Annotated in this window: 14 protein-coding genes and 1 pseudogene; 1 reads left to right on the forward strand and 14 read right to left on the reverse strand. The window is 65.2% G+C overall.

Annotated features, from left to right (window positions below; genetic code table 11):
• Position 1: 1 nt before the first annotated feature.
• The 10 genes from OO015_RS11310 to OO015_RS11355 form a co-directional block, all read right to left on the reverse strand.
• Positions 2–1039 (reverse strand): SIS domain-containing protein, encoded by a 1038-nt coding sequence (locus OO015_RS11310; RefSeq protein WP_265941371.1) that lies wholly within the window; start codon positions 1037–1039, stop codon positions 2–4.
• The gene (locus tag OO015_RS11315) at positions 1020–2303 is read right to left on the reverse strand and encodes a Gfo/Idh/MocA family protein (protein WP_265941372.1); all 1284 of its coding nucleotides are present in this window, start codon (positions 2301–2303) and stop codon (positions 1020–1022) included. The genes OO015_RS11310 and OO015_RS11315 overlap by 20 nt, the downstream gene beginning before the upstream one ends.
• A gap of 117 nt (positions 2304–2420) precedes the next feature.
• Positions 2421–4298 (reverse strand): ABC transporter substrate-binding protein, encoded by a 1878-nt coding sequence (locus OO015_RS11320; protein WP_265941373.1) that lies wholly within the window; start codon positions 4296–4298, stop codon positions 2421–2423.
• A gap of 32 nt (positions 4299–4330) precedes the next feature.
• On the reverse strand, positions 4331–4513 hold the full coding sequence (locus tag OO015_RS11325) for a hypothetical protein (RefSeq protein ID WP_265941374.1): 183 nt from the start codon (positions 4511–4513) through the stop codon (positions 4331–4333).
• A 21-nt stretch (positions 4514–4534) separates the two neighbouring features.
• Complete coding sequence (locus OO015_RS11330; RefSeq protein ID WP_265941375.1) at positions 4535–5596, reverse strand: ABC transporter ATP-binding protein; 1062 nt, start codon at positions 5594–5596, stop codon at positions 4535–4537.
• On the reverse strand, positions 5589–6638 hold the full coding sequence (locus OO015_RS11335; RefSeq protein WP_265941376.1) for an ABC transporter ATP-binding protein: 1050 nt from the start codon (positions 6636–6638) through the stop codon (positions 5589–5591). Before OO015_RS11335 ends, OO015_RS11330 begins: the two co-directional genes overlap by 8 nt.
• Positions 6639–6779: 141 nt before the next feature.
• Entirely contained in the window at positions 6780–7535 is a 756-nt protein-coding gene (locus OO015_RS11340; protein ID WP_265941377.1) for an ABC transporter permease, read from the reverse strand.
• Positions 7532–8266 (reverse strand): ABC transporter permease, encoded by a 735-nt coding sequence (locus OO015_RS11345; RefSeq protein WP_265941378.1) that lies wholly within the window; start codon positions 8264–8266, stop codon positions 7532–7534. Before OO015_RS11345 ends, OO015_RS11340 begins: the two co-directional genes overlap by 4 nt.
• Positions 8267–8290: 24 nt before the next feature.
• Entirely contained in the window at positions 8291–8653 is a 363-nt protein-coding gene (locus OO015_RS11350) for a hypothetical protein (RefSeq protein ID WP_265941379.1), read from the reverse strand.
• Entirely contained in the window at positions 8650–9408 is a 759-nt protein-coding gene (locus OO015_RS11355) for a GntR family transcriptional regulator (RefSeq protein WP_265941380.1), read from the reverse strand. The genes OO015_RS11350 and OO015_RS11355 overlap by 4 nt, the downstream gene beginning before the upstream one ends.
• Positions 9409–9624: 216 nt before the next feature.
• On the opposite strand from OO015_RS11355, the pseudogene OO015_RS11360 reads away from it, so the two are divergent.
• Positions 9625–10605, forward strand: a pseudogene (locus OO015_RS11360) (magnesium transporter CorA family protein); the annotation flags it as partial.
• 173 nt (positions 10606–10778) lie between these two features.
• Here OO015_RS11360 and OO015_RS11365 read toward each other — a convergent pair.
• The 4 genes from OO015_RS11365 to OO015_RS11380 form a co-directional block, all read right to left on the reverse strand.
• Complete coding sequence (locus OO015_RS11365) at positions 10779–11657, reverse strand: DUF1028 domain-containing protein (protein ID WP_265941381.1); 879 nt, start codon at positions 11655–11657, stop codon at positions 10779–10781.
• A 16-nt stretch (positions 11658–11673) separates the two neighbouring features.
• Entirely contained in the window at positions 11674–12567 is an 894-nt protein-coding gene (locus OO015_RS11370) for an ABC transporter permease (protein ID WP_265941382.1), read from the reverse strand.
• Between the two features lie 12 nt (positions 12568–12579).
• Complete coding sequence (locus tag OO015_RS11375; protein ID WP_265941383.1) at positions 12580–13524, reverse strand: ABC transporter permease; 945 nt, start codon at positions 13522–13524, stop codon at positions 12580–12582.
• 121 nt (positions 13525–13645) lie between these two features.
• Positions 13646–15322 (reverse strand): ABC transporter substrate-binding protein, encoded by a 1677-nt coding sequence (locus OO015_RS11380; protein ID WP_265941384.1) that lies wholly within the window; start codon positions 15320–15322, stop codon positions 13646–13648.
• Positions 15323–15511: the final 189 nt, after the last annotated feature.

The raw sequence follows: 15511 nt of genomic DNA on the forward strand, positions 1-15511 counted from the left end.
CTCAGACCGTCCGGGTGACCTTGGCGAGGCCACGTGGCCGATCCGGGTCGAGTCCACGGGCGCGAGCCAGCGCGAGTGCGAGGAGTTGCCCCGGTACGACAGCGACGAGCGGTGAGAGCCACTCGGGGACATCGGGCGGCAAAGGCAAGGGGAGATCAGCCCGGGCGAGGAGCGTGGGAGCATCGCTCACGATCGCCAGCGCTGCCGCACGGGTAGCCAAGTCCTCGGTGAGCGCTGCGAGGTCGGGAAAGACCGCACCGGAAGGAGCGACCAGGACGATCGGGAAGCCGGGCTCGACGAGTGCGATCGGGCCGTGGCGGAAGTCGGCCGAGGAATACGGCTGCGCCAGCACGAGACACGTCTCCTGGAGTTTCAGCGCGACCTCGAACGCCGTCGCGTAGTTGAAGCCGCGGCCGATGACGGCGAGGAGGCGCGCGTCCCGGAAGGGACCGAGCTGCTGGGCGAGATCCCGGTTGCGCTCGAGCGTCCTCTGGAGCGCCGCAGGCACCTCGGCGAGCTGGCTCAGGCGCGTGCGGTCGCCAGCGAGCGCGGTGCTGAGGAGGGCGAGCACGAAGAGCTGTGCCGTGTAGGTCTTGGTCGCGGCGATGGCCCGTTCCTCCCCGGCCAAGAGCGGAAGGACGAGCTCGGCAGCCTGGGCGAGCGGCGAGGCGGGATCATTGGTGACGGCAAGGGTGAGTGCACCCTGGCGACGCCCTTCCTCGATGACCGCGACGATATCGGGCGACCGGCCGCTCTGGCTGATCGCGAGAACGAGGCTTCCGGCGAGCGACGGGGGCCGCCGGTACAGCGTGAACAGGGAAGGGGTCGCCAGGGCGACCGGCAGCCGGTTGTCCGCCCCGAAGAGGTACTGGGCATACCGCGCGGCATTGTCGGAACTGCCGCGCGCAGCGATCACCACGTAGCGCGGTGCAGCAGCCTGGATGCGCTTCGCCACCTCCTCGACGCGTGGGAATCCCTCGGCGAGGAGGCGCTCGAGGACAGCCGGCTGTTCGGCGATCTCACCTGCGAGTATCGACATGCTGGCGCTCCCACTGTGCACGATACGCAGCCATGTCGAGGATACGACCGGAGACCCGGGCGTCCTCGGCCGCGAAGGCCAGAAGATGGCTTTCGACCGCCTGACGGGCGCTCGTCAGCACACCGGTCCGTTCGCCGCGGACAGCCTGGACGAACGCACGGATGAGGCCGACATCGCCACCGCCATGCCCGCCGATCGGGGGCGCCAGACGCAGCGTCTCGATCGTACCCGTGAGGTGGTCGGCTATGACGAGTTCGCGGCGCGATTCGTTCGCGAGGAGCGTCGCACGCGTGCCGTCGATGCGGACGGTCCGTCCTTCGACGTGGGAGGCACCTTGCATCGTGAGCGAGACAGCGAGCTGGCCAGCGAACTCCATCAACACCACCTGGTGATCGACCGCTGTATTGTCGCAGTGGTAGACACAGCGGCCATAGGGTCCAGTCGCGAGTGCCCGCAGGATCGCTTCCGGATCGGGATCTGGAGAGACGGCGTGCTGGAAGGCACTGCCCGCAGCCGTGAACAGATAGATCCGCGGAGCGAAGTACGGGCACTCGTCGGCGATCGGGCAACCGTCGGTACAGCGCTCCGGGGCGCCTGGCGGCGCCTTCGCTGGGGTGAAGTGGGTGAGGGATCCGAAGGAGGCGACACGCTGGCACGAGCGGTCGAGGATCCAGACGAGAAGATCGAGGTCGTGGCAGCACTTGGTGAGGATCATCGGGCTCGAGCGCTCCGTATTGGCCCAATTCCCGCGGATGAAGCTGTGTGCGAAGTGGAAATAGGACAGGTTCTCGCGCCAGTCGACAGACACGATCTCACCCAGACGCCCGCTGTGGACCAGGTCGTAGATCGTGCGGAAGAAGGGTGCATAGCGTAGCACGTGCGCCACCTGGAGCAGGCGTCCGGTCCGCTCAGCGGTCGCGGCGAGGGTGAGGCACTCTTCCGGTGTCGTCGCCATCGGCTTTTCGAGGAGGACATGGTAGCCCTTCTCGAGGAACGCGATGGTACTCGGGAAGTGATCGCGGTCCATCGTCGCGTTGATGAGGGCCGGCGCAAGTTGCGGTTGTTCGGCGAGTTCCTGCCAGGAGCGGAACCGGCGCTCGGGTGGGATGCCGTGCTGCTGCGCGAAGCGCGTGCGGCGTTCGTCGTTCGGCTCGGCAACCGCGACGAAGCGCAGATCCCAGGGAGCGCGGAGCGCGAAGGTACCGTAGGCTAAGGTTCCCCGGTTGCCAGCGCCGACCAGGACAGCTTCGACGGGTCGCTGCATCCTGTGTCTTCCTTTCCCGATGCATCGCTCGCTCCCGCATGCGCTGGACGGGAAGCGGACCCGGCCCACCCCACCGACCCACCGGTGGGGGCCCAGTGGGGTGGGCCGGGAACAGGCTCACACCGGCTTGAGCTGACCGGTCCAGATCATCATGACCGCGAAGTTATCCCCGTAGGGAGCATTGCGGTAGATCGGGTCGCTGTCGGGCGGCCACGGTTGGACACGCACCCCCTCGCGCACGGGGTTGTTGCCATAGCGCTCGAACAGCGGGATCATGGGTAACAGTTCGTTGAACGCCAGGGCGAGCTTGGTCACGTTCTGCCGTTGTGCCTCGACATCGAGCCCGAGCCCGGCATCGACGACCATGCGCTCGAGATCGACTTCGCCGAGCACGTCGGTCTGCTGCTTCAGCTCGAAGCCCATGCCGCGGCCACCTTGGTTCGCGGCGATCGGGATGTTGTGGGTGAAGAGGTCCTGGACGAAGGCGAAGTGCGGGTGCGGGTTGGTCGTCGAACCCCAGGCCTGAATCGCGAGTTGGAAATTCCCCTTGTCGACCTCGATCGGTTGCTGGGAGTACGTCACGCTTCTGGGTGCCACCTTGATGCCGAAACGGGTCAACTGGTCAGCGACGTTCTGGGCACTCGCTGACCAGTCGGCATACTCGGCCGGGAACAGCAGCTCGTATTCCGCGTTCTTGCCGTCCGGTGTCTGCCAGGTATCGCCGCTCTTGCGCCAGCCAGCCTGCGTGAGGAGCTGGGCTGCACGATCCGGGTCATGGTCATACGTGTTGAGCTTCGCGATTTCCGATTGCGCAATCCAGTCGGGCACGAGGATATCGGAGAAGCCGGCCATGTACTTGACCGCTTTACCGGAGTCACCGAGCGCGACCGTGCCGTTCTGGGCACGATCGATCGCGTAGGCAAGCGCCTGGCGAGCACGCTTGTCGCGGAACTCCGGCAGCTTGTCCAGATTGAAGAGCAGGGCTGGTCCGGAGTAGACCGGCGGACGGATGATCCGTATCCCTTGTTGCTGGAACGCCTTCTCGGTCGCCGGCGGGAAGCCATGCGTCGCGTAATCCACGTCGCCGGCGAGGACGAGCGGGGTCACGTCCGGCGTCTCGCCGTTGTAGATCACCAGGCGATCGAAGAGAACCCGATCTGCCCCGACACCGTTCGGATTCTTGACGAGGGTCAGCTGGGCATTGGTGATGCTGTTGTAGTCGAACTGGAAGGGGCCACTGGCCAAAATCTGCTGGGGCCGGAAGTTCTTGATCTCGTCGAGGAGCGCGGTGCCCTCGGGAGAATCCATGTCCTTGCCTGCAGCGAACAGGTCCTGCACCTTCTTGGCGAACTCGCCATATTGCTTCGTCGAAACGATGCGGAGCTTGAGCACGTAGCGCTCGACGACGGTGGAGGGGGTGCTCATATGGAAGCGGACCGTGCGGTCATCCACCGCCTGGACGCGGTCGATATAGCGCCAGATCACGTTCCGCAGGGCCCGCACTGCCCACACCGTCGTCAGGACGTCCTGCGCGGTCAAGGGAGAGCCGTCACTCCACTTGAGTCCGGGTTTGAGCGTGAGGACGAACTCGTTGGCCGTGCGATCGAACTCCCAGCTTTCGGCGAGCAGCGGTAACCACTTCTTGTCGGCCCAGTAGTACATCGCGCTCGGCGCCAAGATGAAGTCGTGGTAGATCCCGGCACCGAGGATCGCTTGCGTCACACCCTCGAGCAGGTTGAAGTGTCCGGTCGGTGGCATCTGGTACGGCCAGGCACCGTGGAACGCCTTGCCGCCTCCGGGTGCCGGAGCGGTTTGCGGTGCGGTCGGCGAGGCAGCAGCAACCGGGGTTTGTCCGGAAACAGGGGCTTGAGTGGGGGCAGCTGTCGGCGTCGCTTGCTCGCCGCGGCAGGCAGCGAGCAGACCACCGGCGAGCGCACCACTCGCCAGAGCCAGCAGACGGCGACGGGAGAACCGCAACGCATCGGACGATCGCATCGGACTCCTCCTTCACGTTCATGGTGACCCGGTCACCGGGTGAACCGACGAATCACGACGACAACGACAACGAGGAACGCGAGACCGACCCCAAGGCTCAGGAGCGCGACGACGAATTCCGGCGAGTCCCTCGGCAGCAGCAACACGAGGCCAGCTGCGAGGAGGGTGACGAACAACGCGCTGGCGAGCGCTGCCCGTCCGGCCTCCGGGCTCATCGGCACACTCCCGATCCATTCTCACCCCCTCTCCAACGAAAGACGCTCGTCGTTGCCCGGTGTCGGCACTTCCATGCTCGACCGCAGCCCGTCGGACCCGGTCCGCTCCTGTCGGACGATGTGGCAGGCGACCGCACGCTGTCCGTCCACTGCGTCGAGTAGGGGCCGCTCCACGTCGCAGAGCCCAGCGACGAAGTGGAGGCAACGCGGGTGAAACGGGCATCCGGCAGGAAGGTTGGCCAAGCTGGGAATATCCAGGCTCCGCAGGAGCAGCTTCGCCTTCTGGCGGGTGAGCTCGGGATCCGGTTCGGGAAGGGCCGCGAGGAGCGCCTGGGTATAGGGGTGGAGCGGATGACCGATCACGCTCGGCGTCGGGCCGAGCTCGACGACTCGGCCAAGGTAGAGGACGGCGATCCGGCCCTGCCAGGCGAAGTACTTGGCCATCGCCAGGTCGTGCGTAATGAAGAGGAACGCAACTCCCAGCTCCTCCCGGAGACGGCGCAGCGTATGGAGAAGACTCACCCGGATCGAGACATCGACCATCGAGGTGGCTTCGTCGGCGACGATCAGCTCGGGCCCGACGGTCAGTGCACGGGCGATCGAGACGCGCTGACGCTGTCCGCCGCTCAGCTGATGCGGGTACTTGGGGAGGAACTGTTCGGGGGGAACGAGATCGACGAGCTCGAGCAAGCGCGCAGCCCGCTCGACGGCATCGGCCCGGTTCCGAGCGATGCCATGATGGAGCAGCGGCGCAACCAATGTATCCGCGACCGTGCGGATCGGGTTCAGGGAAGCGTACGGGTCCTGGTGGACGATCTGCACGGCGCGGCGGAAACTGCGGAATGCGTTCGCCGGGAGGCGCCAGACATCCTGTCCGCGATACCGGACGCTCCCGGATGTCGGCCGGAGGAGACCAGCAGCGACCTTGCCGAGCGTCGTCTTTCCAGAACCGCTCTCACCGACCAGACACAGCACATCACCTGGTTCCAGATGGAACGAGACCTCCTCGACCGCACGGAGGAGCGTCCGGCCGCGCCGGAAGTGGACGGAAACGCCGTGCAGCTCCAGGAGCGGCTCAGGCATGACTGGCTCCTCCCAGTCGCTCCGTCCGTCGATCGAGAGACACCGCTGACCAGTAGTGACATGCGCTCCAGTGGTCCGCACCCACCGTGCAGAGAGGCGGATCTTCGCTTCGGCAGCGGTCCGTCGCCAGCTCGCAGCGCGGTGCGAAGCTACAGCCAGGGGGGAGCTCCGCGAGGCTCGGTGGTGAACCGGGGAGAGAAGCAACCGTCGTGAGTGGGCCGCTCACCGGCGGCACCGCGAGGAGGAGTCCCCGCGTATACGGATGCCGTGGTCGATAGAACAGGTCGCGGACCGGAGCCAGCTCGACGATGCGGCCCGCGTACATCGTCGCGACGCGATCAGCCAGTTCGGCAGCGAGCGGGAGATCGTGCGAGATGAACACCATCGCGAAGCCGAGTTCCTGCCGGAGCGAGCGAAGGACCTCGATGATCGCGCGCTGGGTGAGGATGTCGAGAGCAGTCGTCGGCTCGTCGTAAATGACGAGGCGTGGCTCCAGCAGCAGACTCAAGGCGATCATGACGCGCTGGCGCATGCCCCCGCTCAGTTCGTGCGGATAGGACTGCAAGACCCGATCGGGATCGAGCTGGACGAGCCGGAGCAGCCGCTCGCACTGCTCGCGGACGCGTGTGCGGTCGCGGAGGCCGTGTGCTCTCGCGGTGTCCAACACCTGGTCCCAAATCTTGAGGACGGGATTGAAGGCGTTCAGGGCTCCTTGGAACACCATCGCGCATTCTTTCCAGCGAAAATCGCGGAGCTCCCTGCCAGAGAGGCGGACGACGTCAGAGACCCGACCGTCGCGCGTGCGATAGAGGATCTGCCCAGCGGCGATCCGGGCACTCTTCGGGAGCAACCCCATGAGCGCGAGGCCGAGCGTCGTCTTCCCACAGCCACTCTCGCCGATCACCGCGAGACTCTCGTCGGGCGCGAGGTCGAAGCGCACACCGCGCACCGCTTGGACGACCCCACCCGCTCCCTCGTACTGGATCACGAGGTCACGCACCGAGAGTACCGGTTCGTTCAGCGATTGCCGCCTCTCGATCACCTCAGGACTCCCGCAGGCGTGGGTTGAACAACCCTTCGAGCGAACGCGCAGCAGTGACGAGCGAGAGTTGCAAGAGCGCGATAGCCAGGATCGGTGCGAGGATGTACAGAACGGAATTCTTGAAGAAGATCGCTCCACGGATCAGGCGAGGTTGAGCATGATTCCCCAGTTTTCACCAGCGAGCGGTGCCAGCCCCAGGAAGTAGAGACCGACCTGGGCATACATCGCCGCGGTGACCCCGATGGTGAAGCTCATGACGATATAGGGGGCCATATTGGGCAGAATCTCGCGGAACAAAATATGGAAGGTACTCAAGCCGAGCGCTCGTGCCGCTTCGACGTACTCCCGTTCCTTGAGGGAGAGCACCTGCGCACGCACTGCTCGGAGGAGTGTCGGCCAGGAGAGGAGACCGATCAGGAGCGCGAGCAACCAGGGGCGATCGAGCTTGACGAAGGCGGAGAGGACGACGAGCAAGGGAAACTGCGGGACTGTCAAGACCACATCGGTCACGAGCCCGGTAACCGAGTCGACGACCCCACCGAGGTAGGCTGCCAGAGAACCGAACGTGATGGCGATCGCGGTCGACAACAGGGCTGCCAAGACGGCGACCAGGATGATCGAGCGACCACCGCGGAGGACCTGGGTCAGGACATCACGCCCCTCGTAGTCCGTTCCGAGCGGGTGTTCGAGACTCGGCGGTTGGTAGATCTTCGTGACGTCCGGTTTCCCCGGCTCGGGGACGACCAGGGGTCCGAGCACCGCGAGGCCGACGAAGAACACCACACTCACGAGACCGAGGAAACCAGCCTCGTCGTGCCGGAAGAGATCAGCGAGCCAGGCAACAAGGAGTTCCAGCACCGATCGCTGACGACGCGGCAGCGTGTTGTGGACGCTCATCGGTCGCCCTCCGCAGTCTGCCGCCGGATCCGTGGATCGAGCCGACTGTACAGCAGATCAGCCAGGAGATTGGCACCGATGACGGAGACCGTGATCACGAGAAAGATCGCCTGCATCAAGGGGTAATCACGGCGATTGATGGCGTCGAGGAGCACGAAACCGATCCCTTCGTAGACGAAAATCCGCTCGATGACGACTGAGCCACCGACCACGAATCCTGCAGCGATCGCTACTTGCGCGAACAGTGGGAGGACAGCATTGCGGCCGACGTAGGCGCGCATGATGCGCCCATCGGAGAGTCCGCGTGCCCGAGCGACCGTGACGTAGTCTTCCTCGAGGGTGGAGAGCGTCGACGACTTCATCAGCAACATCCACGAGCCGATCGTCGTGAGGACGTAGGTAAGGACCGGCAGCGCCGCGTGGTAGAGCACGTCAGTGACGAACGCCACCGTCAGTCCCGGTTGCAGACCGGGGGACACCGCTCCGCGCATCTTGGTCACCGGCAGCCACCCGAGCTGCACCCCGAGGAAGACGATCAACACGATGGCGACCAGGTAGTTCGGCACGGCTTGAAAGAACGAGCCGAGAGCAGTCAGCAGGTGATCGATCACGCCACCACGCCGGTAGGCCATGAGCATACCGAGCGAGAGTCCCAGGACAAAGCTGCAGAACAGCCCGAGACCAGCGCTGAAAAGTGTCCAGGGAAGGTACCGGAGGAGAATCGAGGACACTGGTGTCCCCGGAGAGACGAGCGACTACCCGAGGTCTCCGCGAACGAGTGAGCGCATGTAGTCCAGGTACTGGAGCACCAGCGGCTGATCGGGATCGAACGCGAAGAGAGCTGCCGCCTGGTTGGCTGCCTCGTCGTAGGTGAAGCCGTACTGCGAGATGAGCGTATGGATATAGACTTCGACCGGGCTACCGGGCATGAGACGCACGAGAAAGAAGGTGGCCGTCACGACGATCCAGACGGTCAGGACGGCCTTGAGCGAGCGGCGCAGGACATTGGCGCGCGCGATCCGGCGGATCACTCGAAGCGCGTGCGACACGACAGAACGGCGCACCAAGCTCCGCACGAGCTGCTCCCACGATGCAGGAGACTCGAGACGCTCGATCACCGCTGGTCCACCCTCTCGACACCGAACCGGGGTCGTTCGAGGCGGGCGTACAACTTGTACCGATCGCCGCGATAGAGGCTCCGGACGAACTCGACGGGTCGATCACGGCGATCGTAGGTCACGCGCTCGAGCCGAAAGGCTGGCGTCCCTACCGGAACCTCCAGCAAGCGGGCTTCCTCCGGACCCAGCACCGTCGCCTCGATCGTCTGCCGTGCGTGCGCAAGCTCGACTCCGTATCGCTCGCCGAGCCAGGCATAGAGCGACCGATCGGTCAGATCGGCTTCGAGCAACGCTGGAAAGCGTTCAGCAGACAGGTACACCGTCTCCAAGGCCATGGGCTCGTCATCCGCGAGCCGCAGACGGCGCAGCTCGATGAGCGGTTGCCCGACCGCACAGTCGAGGAGGCCGGCCAGGTCCGCCGGAGCCGCGACAGTGCGCACGCCGAGCATGCGACTCCCCGGACGCATCCCGCGCTGGATCATCTCCTCGGAAAAGGACGTCAACGCGAGGACCTGCTCGAGTTTCGGCCGGGCGACGAAGGTACCCTTTCCTTGCACACGCTCGAGGCGGCCGGCCAGGACGAGCTGATGCAATGCTTGGCGCACGGTGACGCGACTTACGCCGAACCGCTGCTCCAGTTCCCGCTCCGGCGGGATCGGTTCGCCGGGTCGCAGCCCCACGATCATCTCCTCGAGCACATGCTGGAGCTGGCGATACTTGGGAACCCCATTGGACGGGTCGAACCAGCCGGCCACGCGCACCCTCGCTCGTCGATGTCCGATCCCTACGACCCTGTATGGTTAGGATGTTAGAACCACTTCCTGCCGGTGTCAAGCCCCCAGCACCACCGTCGTCCCGGGTGAGAAGCCATCGCGGCTCGTCTCCGAACCGCCGCCTGTCCTCCCGCTCGTGAACCTGGCGTATGCTGAGCGCGAGGACGGGCTCGGTACGTACCGAGGAGTGGGCGCGTCATGGGAGCAGTCGAGACAGCAGACCGAGCGCGTTCCGTACCGGCACGGAGCTTCCTGAGGCTGCCCCGGCTCCGGCTGACGAAGCGGCGGCAGGCACCTGGGACGTGGCGGCTGACGGGTGAGGACGAAGCGCGCATCCTCGAGCCGCACCGGCTCACTGTCCGGGCCTGGACGGCGGGTGGGCAAGCGGTCAGCGAGCTTCCCCGGGATCTCGCGCAGACGACCATTCGGTGGATCGATATCGCTTCGCCGGACACGACGGCGGTATCGCTCCTCCACGATGAGTTCTCGCTCGGCTCGTTGAACATCGAGCATCTCCTTCAGCCAGCGCGAATGCCGAAACTCGACCTGCTGCCGGACGGTGGTGCCATCGTCATCCTCTTCGCGCTCCGGCTCGAGGAAGGAGACGAGCCACGCCTCCACGCGAGTCCGGTCGGCTTCCTGATCCGCGAGCGTTACCTCCTCACGACCCATCGCGCACCGATCGACTCCATCGAAAACCGCCTCCGCGACGCACTGCACGACCCAGAAGCGAGCGGGCCGCGGCTGGCCGCGCTGGCGATCGACGCACTGGTGGACGAGCACCTGGCCGTGACGCTGCGGAGCGCCGAGCTGGCCGAGGAGCTGGAGGAGCAGCTCGACCCCGACGACGAGCTCCAGAGCCTGGTCACGCTGGAGCGCCTCATCATCCTGCGCCGCGATCTCCTGGCGGTACGGCGCCTGGGAGTAGCCCAACAGGAAGTGCTCCGCCGCCTGGCACGTCACTTTCCCGCCGAAGCACCGATGCTCGAGGACGTGATCACCAACCAGCGAGAGGCGGTCGAGACGGCCACGGCCGTGTGCGACTCCATCGACGGGGCGATCGAGGCCTACCGGCTCCGGCGCGAGGCCCGTACCGAGATCGGTATCCGTCGCCTCACCGTGCTCGCCAGCCTCTTCGGCGTCGTCTCGATCGTGATCGGGCTGTGGGGGGTCAACTTCGTCGGGACCCCGGTTCCGAGAGCCGCTGGGGCTGGTTCGTCTTCGTCGGCGCGCTCTTGGCCCTGCTCGCGCTGGGCATCTGGTACGTGCGGCGGCGCGGCCTGTGGTGAGACACCGGTACTCCCAGCGGAGACGAGAGGCGAAGGGGCAACCAGGCCGTCAGCCCGAACCGCTCACCCCTGCCGCCGGCGAGCGAGGTCGCGCAGGTACTCGAGGACAGCCCGGTCGATCCAGTCGGCATCGAGCGGGATCCGCTCCTCGAAGTTCTCGTTGCCGATGAGTGTGGTATACGCGCGGCGCGTCGCCTCGTCCCACTGGCCGTGCGCTGGCCCCTGGTAGTAGCCGAGAGTGCGCATGAGCTCCTGGAGCTCGACGAGCACGGCACCTTCGAGCGGGAGGCGGTCTTCTGGCTTCGGCTTCTCGAAATAGAGGCGCCAGATTCCGTACAGACGCTGGAGTTCAGCGACCGGCTCGGGGTGATCGTCGACCCGGAGGTCGATGAAGCGATCGGTGTAGCCGCCGTAGCCACCGCGCTCCTTGACGACGAGGAGCGCAGCGGATTGTTTCCCACGCCGGTCTCCGCCCGCTGCGTCGCCAGCCGCCAGCGCTGCCAGAAGACGCGCTGCCAGTGGGCCCTCGGTCATCTCGAAGGCACGAACCATCGCGTCGACGACCTCCGGGCCAGTGAGGATGTTCCCCTGGACAGCGTATCCCGGCCCCGTGCGGCCACCAGCCCACGCGTGACAGGCACTCCCGGTGAAGGTCGCCGTGCCACCGCGCGCATCGACGATGCCGACCTGGCGCAACTCGCGTTCCGGGTCGTCGGCGAGAAGACGAGCGAGCGTCTCGCCAGCCGAATAGCCAGCTGCCATGAGCTCGAGGCCGGTCGGCCCGTAGGAGACGTTCGCATAGGACTGGGTGGCGACGGCGCCGACGCCGGCACGCGCCCAGGGGACGACGGCACCGACGGCGAGGAACTTGGAGGCGACCGCGACTCCCAGTTCACCGGTCGCCAGATCGACCGCGACGATCGAAAAGGTCGAGGGCTGCATCGTCTCCGCTCCTTTCTCATTCCCGCGCCGTCACACCGCGTAGCCGCGGGTCGAGCGCATCCCGCAAGCCATCGCCGACCAGGTTCAGGGCGAGGACGACGCTGAAGATAGCGAAACCGGGCACCAACGCGAGATGGGGAGCGACACCGACATATTGTCGCCCGTCGCTCAGCATGACGCCCCACTCCGGCTGCGGAGGCTGCGCACCGAGCCCCAGGAAGCTCAGACCGGCAGCCGCCGTGATCATCCAGCCCACGTCGAGTGTCGCTGCCACGATCAACGGTGACAAGGCATTCGGCAAGACGTGGCGGAACAGAATGCGTCCGTGGCCAGCACCGAGCGCACGACTCGCCTGGATGAATTCCTGGTCACGGAGCGCGAGCGCACTCGCTCGGACGATGCGGACATAGTAGGGCACGCCGGCGATCCCGACCGCCAACATCGCATTGAAGAGGCCTGGGCCGAGCGCAGCGACGACCGCAATGGCGAGGAGCACGTAGGGGAAAGCGAGCAGCACGTCGACGATACGGGAGACGATCGTATCGAACAGCCCACCGAAGTAGCCAGCGAGCAACCCGATCGGCACACCAATGAGCATAGCGACACCGACAGCTGCGAAACCGACACCGATGGAGGGGCGCGCGCCGTACAGGAGCCGGCTCAGCACGTCACGACCGAGCTCGTCAGTGCCGAGGGGATGGCCTGGGGTACCAGGTGGCTTGAGTCGCATACCGAGGCTCGTCTGGAGTGGATCGTAGGGTGCAAGCGTCGGGCCGACAACGGTCATGATCGCGAGAACCGCGAGGAACAGAAGCGCTGCGACTGCCCAGCGATCCTGGAGGAACCGTCGCCACGCACTCTGGGAAGACCGTCGACTCCTCGTGAGTGGGAACTGCCGTACTGCCTCCATCGTTCCACGCTTTCAGGTCCGGACACGCGGATCCACAACCGTGTACAGCACGTCGACCAGAAGATTGACGAGCACGTACGTCGTCGCGACGACCAGCACCGCACCCTGGACAACCGGAAAGTCGCGCGCCAGGATGCCGTTGACCATGAGAAGCCCGAGGCCGGGCCACGAGAAGACCATCTCGACGAGCACCGCGCCACCGAAGAGGTAGCCGACCTGGAGGCCGACGATGGTCAGGACCGGGATGAGCGCATTGCGGAGGACATGCCGAAGGATCACGACACGCTCGGCCAGTCCCTTGGCGCGGGCCGTCCGAACGAAGTCCTGTCGGATGACCTCGAGCACGCTCGAGCGGGTCATCCGGGCGATCACGGCAGCGGGGCCGATACCCAGCGTGACTGCCGGAAGGACGAGATGATGGAGCGTATCGAGGAACCCGGACTGGCCCGGCGCATTCATCCCAGAGACCGGGAAGAGCGGCAGCCGATAGGCCAGTCCAATCTGCAGGATCAAACCGAGCCAGAAGACGGGAAGGCAGAAACCGAGCAAGGCCAAGAGCATCGCCGCGCGATCCCAGACACTGTATTGCCGGGTCGCCGAGACGACACCAGCGGTCAAGCCGATCGCGACAGCGATCACGGTCGCTGCTGTCGCGAGCAGAGCGGTGGCCCGAAAACGCGTCCAGAGCAACTCGGAGACGTCCCGCTTGAGCTGGAGGGATCGTCCGAAGTCGCCTTGCAGGACGTTTCCGAGCCAGCGCAGGTACTGGACCGGCAGCGGTCGGTCGAGTCCCAGTTCATGACGGAGGCGAGCCAGCGATTCCGCCGTCGCCTTCGGCCCGAGAATGATCAGGGCGGGGTCACCCGGAGCGAGATGCATGATGGAGAAAACCAAGATCGTCACACCCAGCCAGACCAGGACGAGCCCGAGGATGCGACGGATCAGAAACGCGACCATGCCGCCTTCGCCCTTTCACGCGGATCGGCTCGGGGTGAGCGCGGCTGAGCGCCGGCCCGCCCCACTCCGAGTTGTTCGATGAAGCCTGCACAGAACCGGCACAGCGTCGGTCATCCCCACGTCAGCTGCTGGCCAGAGTCACGTTCTGGAACCGGAACACGCCGGTCGGATGCAGTTTGAAGCCCTGGATGAACTTCTTCATCGCCACGATCTGCGTCTCGTGGTCGATCCACGCCCACGGAGCATCCTCAACCAGAAGTTTGAGCGCTTGCTGATACAACTGCTCGCGCTCGGCGCGATCGTTGAGACGCTGTGCCTGCCGCAGGAGCTCGTCGACCTGCTCGTTCTTGTAATAGCCCATGTTGAAGCCGTTCGGCGGCCAGGCATCACCGCTCAAGAGAATAAAGAGGAAGTTGTCAGGATCGCCGTTGTCGCCGATCCAGGACATCTCGAACATCTCGGGAAGCTCGTCCGGATTGCCCAGCACCTTGTCGAGATACGTCCCCCACTCGAACGTCTGGATCTCCGCCTCGATACCAACTGCGCGGAGATCAGCTTGGATCGCAGCGCCCATCGCTTTGGGTTGCTGCATCCCGGATCCGGACTCTGGAACCCAGAAGGTCACCTTGAATCCGTTCGGGTATCCCGCTTGGGCCAGGAGTTCCTTCGCTTTGGCCGGATCGTAGCGGTACTCGAGCACGTCATCGGTGTAACCCCAGACAACCGGCGGAAGTGGCCCCTTGGCCAGGACACCGGTGCCCTTGAGGAGTTCGTTGACGATTGCCTCTTTATTGATCGCATAGTTGACAGCCTGCCGCACTTCCTTTTTGTTGAACGGTTCGCGACGGCAGTTGAAGACGACGTACCAGACGTGCATGCCCGGCTGCTCGAGTACCGTCACGTCCGGCGACTGCTTGAGGCGCGGCAAGTCATCAGGTGGGATGTTCACGATGAAGTCGATCGAACCTGCCTCGAACTCGGTGAGACGAGCCCGATCCTCGATGATCGGGCGGAAGATCAAGCGCTCGACCTGCGGTTGCCCACCCCACCAGTTGGGGTTACGCTCCAGGATGACCTCGACTCCGGGCTTCCACTCGACGAAACGGAAGGGGCCAGTACCGACCGGGTTCTTCGAGAAGTCACGACCGTACTTCTGCACGGCAGCCGGGCTGACGATCGACGCTGCGTGGATCGCGACATTGGACAAGAACGGCGCATAGGGCTCTTTCAACACGATCTCGACCGTCTGCGGGTCGACAGCTTTGACCGACTGCACCTTCCCAAAAGTGAACTCTGCATAGGCGAACTCGCCAGTATCGTGATAGGGGTGGTTCGGATCGATCTGCCGGAGGATGCTGAAGGCGACCGCGTCGGCATCGAACGGTGTTCCGTCGTGGAACGTCACACCCTGGCGGAGCGAGAACCGGTAGGTCAAGCCATCGTCACTGATATCCCACCTCTCCGCGAGTCCGGGTTCCAGTTCGGTACTCTCGTCCTTGAAGCGCACGAGACGCTCGAACATGGGATCGACGGCACGACCCGTGTTGTAGTCGGTCACCTGGTGCGGATCGAGGGTCACTGGCTCAGCCTGGAGTCCGACGACGATGGTCGTCTTCCCGGCACCCGCTGGTGAGCCCTGCGCCACCGGGGAACTCGCCGGGGTCGCACCGCTCGGCACAGGAGTCTCCCGGCTGCCACCGCCACAAGCCAGAAGGAGCCCGCTCGTCGCTACCGCGACGGCACCACCAGCGGCGAAACGGAGCATCTCTCGCCGTGTCACGCGTTGTTTCTTCTGCATCACCGCGCTTCCTTTCCCCATCCTCCCCAACAACGCGCACCAAGCAACCGAGGATAACCGAACGATCGAGAATCGACAACCGAAGGTGTCAGCCATCCCGAAAAGTCATGCCGATCTGGTCAGCAGGACACCGATCGGTGGGGCAAGTAGGTGGGCTCGCCTAGATCGACCGGACGCGATTCCATAGCG

The organism is Thermomicrobium sp. 4228-Ro (assembly GCF_026241205.1).
In the GTDB taxonomy this organism is placed as follows: Bacteria; Chloroflexota; Chloroflexia; order Thermomicrobiales; family Thermomicrobiaceae; genus Thermomicrobium.

Bases quoted from the DNA above. Each gene is read 5' to 3' on its own strand.
- OO015_RS11365 (WP_265941381.1), bottom strand. From the start codon at position 11,657: ATGCAGCCCTCGACCTTTTCGATCGTCGCGGTCGATCTGGCGACCGGT.
- OO015_RS11340 (WP_265941377.1), bottom strand. From the start codon at position 7,535: ATGAGCGTCCACAACACGCTGCCGCGTCGTCAGCGATCGGTGCTGGAA.
- OO015_RS11330 (WP_265941375.1), bottom strand. From the start codon at position 5,596: ATGCCTGAGCCGCTCCTGGAGCTGCACGGCGTTTCCGTCCACTTCCGG.
- OO015_RS11320 (WP_265941373.1), bottom strand. From the start codon at position 4,298: ATGCGATCGTCCGATGCGTTGCGGTTCTCCCGTCGCCGTCTGCTGGCT.
- OO015_RS11310 (WP_265941371.1), bottom strand. From the start codon at position 1,039: ATGTCGATACTCGCAGGTGAGATCGCCGAACAGCCGGCTGTCCTCGAG.
- OO015_RS11380 (WP_265941384.1), bottom strand. From the start codon at position 15,322: ATGCAGAAGAAACAACGCGTGACACGGCGAGAGATGCTCCGTTTCGCC.
- OO015_RS11315 (WP_265941372.1), bottom strand. From the start codon at position 2,303: ATGCAGCGACCCGTCGAAGCTGTCCTGGTCGGCGCTGGCAACCGGGGA.
- OO015_RS11370 (WP_265941382.1), bottom strand. From the start codon at position 12,567: ATGGAGGCAGTACGGCAGTTCCCACTCACGAGGAGTCGACGGTCTTCC.
- OO015_RS11325 (WP_265941374.1), bottom strand. From the start codon at position 4,513: ATGAGCCCGGAGGCCGGACGGGCAGCGCTCGCCAGCGCGTTGTTCGTC.
- OO015_RS11375 (WP_265941383.1), bottom strand. From the start codon at position 13,524: ATGGTCGCGTTTCTGATCCGTCGCATCCTCGGGCTCGTCCTGGTCTGG.